The 4,614-nt window shown below is 39.7% G+C and carries 3 protein-coding genes; all 3 read right to left on the reverse strand.

The annotated features are described in order from the left end of the window. Positions 1-321 precede the first annotated feature (321 nt). Positions 322-930: a hypothetical protein gene (locus DQQ10_RS27570; protein ID WP_112750185.1), complete on the reverse strand. Its 609-nt coding sequence runs from the start codon at positions 928-930 to the stop codon at positions 322-324. A gap of 439 nt (positions 931-1,369) precedes the next feature. Beyond that, complete coding sequence (locus DQQ10_RS27575) at positions 1,370-2,257, reverse strand: hypothetical protein (RefSeq protein WP_112750186.1); 888 nt, start codon at positions 2,255-2,257, stop codon at positions 1,370-1,372. Between the two features lie 4 nt (positions 2,258-2,261). After that, positions 2,262-3,635, reverse strand: a complete 1,374-nt coding sequence (locus DQQ10_RS27580) for an RHS repeat-associated core domain-containing protein (RefSeq protein WP_165824150.1) — start codon at positions 3,633-3,635, stop codon at positions 2,262-2,264. Positions 3,636-4,614 lie beyond the last annotated feature (979 nt).

A 4,614-nucleotide genomic window follows, 5' to 3' on the forward strand; every position in this document is an offset into this window, starting at 1 on the left:
CCTGAATTCTTCCACTCATTTATCGTGGCTTGCATTTGTTCTGGTGAATGCTTCATGTTTTTTTTTATCACAAAGCAATACCTAATTTATGCGCCGGTAAAGATGTAGTTGGTCGGGTGGATACGATCGAACTGATGGGTTGGCTCACACATGGGCTTGAAGAGCTTCCAAAGAGAAGTGTCAATAATATTGAAAAACTCCTGCCAATTAAGTTTTAGGAAACGTAGTTGCCGGGTGCTTACGATAAAAGGTGGGTCAGATCATTACCGAAATAGGTGGGTCACACTTAGCGAAATAGTCAGTGTACTACGAAGTTAATATCTATATTACTACCCAACTTGGCACATAATGCTCTGCTTGTATAAATGATAAATTCAAGAGATCTTTTGCATTTTCTTTAAATCGTTCTGAAAATATAATATCACCTGGTAACATCATTGTACAGAAAATATCATCATTCATTCTTGAATCGCTATTAATGTAAAGTCCATTAATTTTCTTGATTACCCTGCCCGCTTTCTGGCAAGTTGAACATTCTTCTATTCCGTCAAAAACTACTCCAGATTTGTCAATATCAATGTGAACATCACTTAAACCAATTTTAGGGCAATAATATTTATCAATTATGGGTTTTCCTTTTTGGTATAGAGAAACAGGCTCAAAAGTCAATATTCCCGTAAAACGATTTTTTTGGTACAACTCCTTAAACTTTTCTGATACAATAAAATGGTTATAAGTTCCAAAAATGACATCCCCTAATTGCCCTTTTGAAAGTTTTACTTCAAATGGGGGAAGCCATTCTAACATTGTTAATGGACTGTCGCATTCTGTACAGAAAATGGCATCTCCAGTATTCACTTTACCCTTTTCTTCGCCATATGAAAATCCATTATTATCAAACCTGCTATTGTTTACAACATAAAATCCCATATATCTACCACTTTAAGTTAACGTTCGAAATACGCTGTTGTAACCAAGGTTGCTGATATAAATCATGCAAATATGATTGAAATTGTCTTGGTGTTAGATTAGGATTAGCCTGTATGTAATCTACAACCATCTTATCATACTGACGATGCCAAGTTTGATAACCTTTATGTGCTTCAGAATCTAACGCATTATAAATAAATCTCGGATCTTGCCTTGAAAATGCTCCTTTTAAAAATGGATGCTTACTTAATGCACCTACAATCCTATTTGAAAGTAAATGATGTGCTTGGCCTGTAGCTTTAACAACCCCCTTCGCTGCTTTAATCCCAACCTTTGCTCCCGTTGCAACATTTCCTATTACCGGTACTACCGTTGCACAGCTTAAGCCAGCTTTCTAACTTTATGCCTTCGAAACTATTCCAAACTCGGTGACGTTGATTTATTTAAACAAGCCTTTTATCTTTTCAACATTACTTTTTACAAGATTGTCCTTGTCCTTATTCTCTATCGTGGCGTTGTAATGCTTCCTATGTTTATAAAACACTTCTTTGATGTTTCTTGCTGGCATTAAATCTCCGTCTAAAACGTCTGTATTGCCTAACAATAAAATTCTTTTCAAAGCTGGCAAATTTTCAATAAACCGTATTGAACTTACGCCCTTGCAGTCCACAATTTGAAGAGTCTCCAAATTTATCAAATAACGTAAGGGTGTATAATTTCTGATTTGCGGACACAAATCAAAAGAAAGATGAATGAGTCGTTTTAAATCTTTCAACCCATCTATCTCTGATAATTTCTTGCAGTTCCCCAAAAGAATGGATTTTAATTTAGTAAGATTTTCCAAGCCACGGCAGGTTGTTATAAGGGCGGTTTTAACTTTCAAATCTTCTAAATTCAGCAACGACGCTACTGGCTTAAAGTCTTCTTCTGTATAATCAACCAAACATAACGAATTAATCCTATTGCATTTTTCCAATCCAAATATCTTCCCCTTTCTCCAATGCAATGTTAGAGTTTCAAGTTCTGTCTGCTTGCTTAGGTCTATAATATTTTGCCCTGGACAATTTACAGTCAAGTGTTTTAAGTTGCCAAGCTTATCTAAAAAACTAAAACTACTGTCATCAACGCTTGTAATATCTAGAGCTTCCAAAAAATTGTATTCACTCAAAAAATCCAAATCTGGTAATCTATCATCTTTAAGTTGGGCGAAAATACGTAACCCACGAAGGTTATGTTGCCGAATAATCGAAAGCACTTCCTCTGCCGTATACCCTTTTTTGTAAACAAGCAATGAACCATAAGGTGATATTTCAATTCCGTTATTCATAGCATTATCGTGGTAAACCAAATTGCTTAATTACATCATCTATCATATTATTATACTGATCCATCCTACCGCCCATAGGGTTTCTGACATTTAGCAGATTGTCTATCCCCCACTTGTTTATTAAAAATTGTTCGTAAACTTCTCTTTGCAATTTTGTAGAGCCAGGCATTGAATGAAACACCGCATTTTGTAATTCTCCAGCACTTAATTTTCCTCCGTTTGCAAAGTGAGAAGTCACACGGGCCATTATATCTTTCGATTGACCAACGTACTTACCAAGTGTAGTACCTAAGTCATAAACACCAGCTCCCCTTTTCGCTGCCTTAATCCCAACCTTTGCTCCCGTTGCAACATTTCCTATTACCGGAACTACCGCCGCATAGCTTAAGCCAGCGTCTAACTTTCTGCCTTCGAAACTATACCAAACACCATTTATGAAATCAAACGCTTCACCAAAACCTGGGATTATCCCAAGCAGATCCAATGCTTCATGACCACGCTCGCGCCGAAGACTTGCATAGTCTAAGGTAGCTTCATTTAACCTGTAATGCAACCAGGGATCTGCCCGATAAGGCTCACCTCCAAAGTTACCCTTTCCCTTCACTTCCACTGTGACGGCTCGCAACACCGTAGCCCCCGCGAAACCAGCGTTGGCAATTAGCTTATCCAACGCACCTGGTTCTGTTCCGATTAGATTGTCGAAAAACTCCAAAACCCACATCGCGGCAGCACCGTCGTCTGCGAAGTATTGTGCACGCCCATTTGTCCATGTTCCTCCGGCATTATTACCCGCCAAAGTTTCACCGAAAAAGTCAGCCAACGATACACCTCTACTTCCAGCGGTAGCAAACGCACGATACATGCCAGCACCACGGCCATACTCGGACGGCGTCATACTAATGGCCCAGCCATTACCTTCCAGCATACTCGACCTGGCGTCCATCATCTCCCTACCAAAATTGTTGCTCATGTACGCATAACCGCCCGAAGGATCGTTACCCATCACGGGGCTATTTAACGCATAGTTGTACGGCGTTGAAGACGCGAAACTTGTAGCATAAGGATCGACCTGTAACATTCTGCCCAACGCAGGATCGTAGCCGCGGTAGAACATCTCATACCAGCCTGAAGTTTTGTTCAACTCATTGCCGGCATTGTAAAGAAAGCTGTTGGTATTGTTCTCGCGTGTCCAACTTGTTGCGGCTTCCAATCCAAAGGGATAATAATCGTTGTATTGGATAACATTACTCTTGGTGAGCGTGATGTTCAGGTAATCGAAGTACACATAGTTCGTAGACTGGGCATTGTCGTAACTCAGGAAGAGGAAGTAATTCAGATAGGCGGCGGGCTGATCATCGCCTTCGTGCCAAACTAGCACAGGTGTTCCTGCGTAGATTGTGTGATTAGCTTAGCTGGTTCAAGTATATGCCCCGAGATACTCGGTGATTGCGTGTTTGGTTGCAGGGAGTGAGACTTGGACCCAACAATATACATTCAGTCTTCAGACTGCCCTACTACATTCCATCAACATCACGTCTACCACATTATCACGACATCAGTCTGAAGACTGAAAACATTTTAGGTCCAAGTGACGCTTCGCTTAATCACGGAGTAGTTCGGGGCACAGCACTTCAACCAGCATACGGTGAAGACTTGCGCTAGATCGGGGTAGGAATCAAGGGAAGAATTGTGCTAGTTGGAGGGTTCAATGCAATGTTTACCGTTTCGTGAGTATAAATGAATTGTCACTTTTTAAAATATCATGCTGCAAAATGTATCCACACGGGATATGAAATAGTTCTAAGGGGGAAGATATTTTTATCAAACGACTATCCCCTGAACAATAGCTAAAAAGCCATGTTGGTTCATGAGTAAGTTCACCATCAATGATTTTTTCTTTTAAATTGACTTGTGCATTGGTTAACACTTGTTTTATTTCATTATTAATTTGGTAGGTATTTCGGCTTACAATCTTTTCAATGCCTAAAAAAACCATTACAACAATAGTGTCGTTGATCACAGAATAATAACTAGGTAAGTTATCCGAAACTTCATTTATTTGCCGTGGTGTACTAGAAATGTAAATATCCTTTCGAAAAGGTTCGCGTCCCAGCTCGTCGTTATTATGCGTGACTTAACATCTACATTATTTTCTTCTATATAATCGACTATGATGCCTACGAGAGAGTCTTGTAAAACAACTTCGTAGTTTTTGGTATTCCTTTCCTTGCGTAAGCTTCCCCTGAGTAGCTACACTCAAAATTAATAATTGTCGTGATAATTGCCTTGTTGGAATGTTGGATACTCGGTGTCGGCTTGTGCGGCAGGGAGTATTCCACATTTCAACAGGAACGCCC

This window comes from Pseudochryseolinea flava, assembly GCF_003286915.1.
GTDB classification, from domain to species: Bacteria; Bacteroidota; Bacteroidia; order Cytophagales; family Cyclobacteriaceae; genus Ohtaekwangia; species Ohtaekwangia flava.

Coding starts and splice junctions, on each gene's coding strand:
- DQQ10_RS27575 (WP_112750186.1), bottom strand. CDS start 2,257: ATGAATAACGGAATTGAAATATCACCTTATGGTTCATTGCTTGTTTAC.
- DQQ10_RS27570 (WP_112750185.1), bottom strand. CDS start 930: ATGGGATTTTATGTTGTAAACAATAGCAGGTTTGATAATAATGGATTT.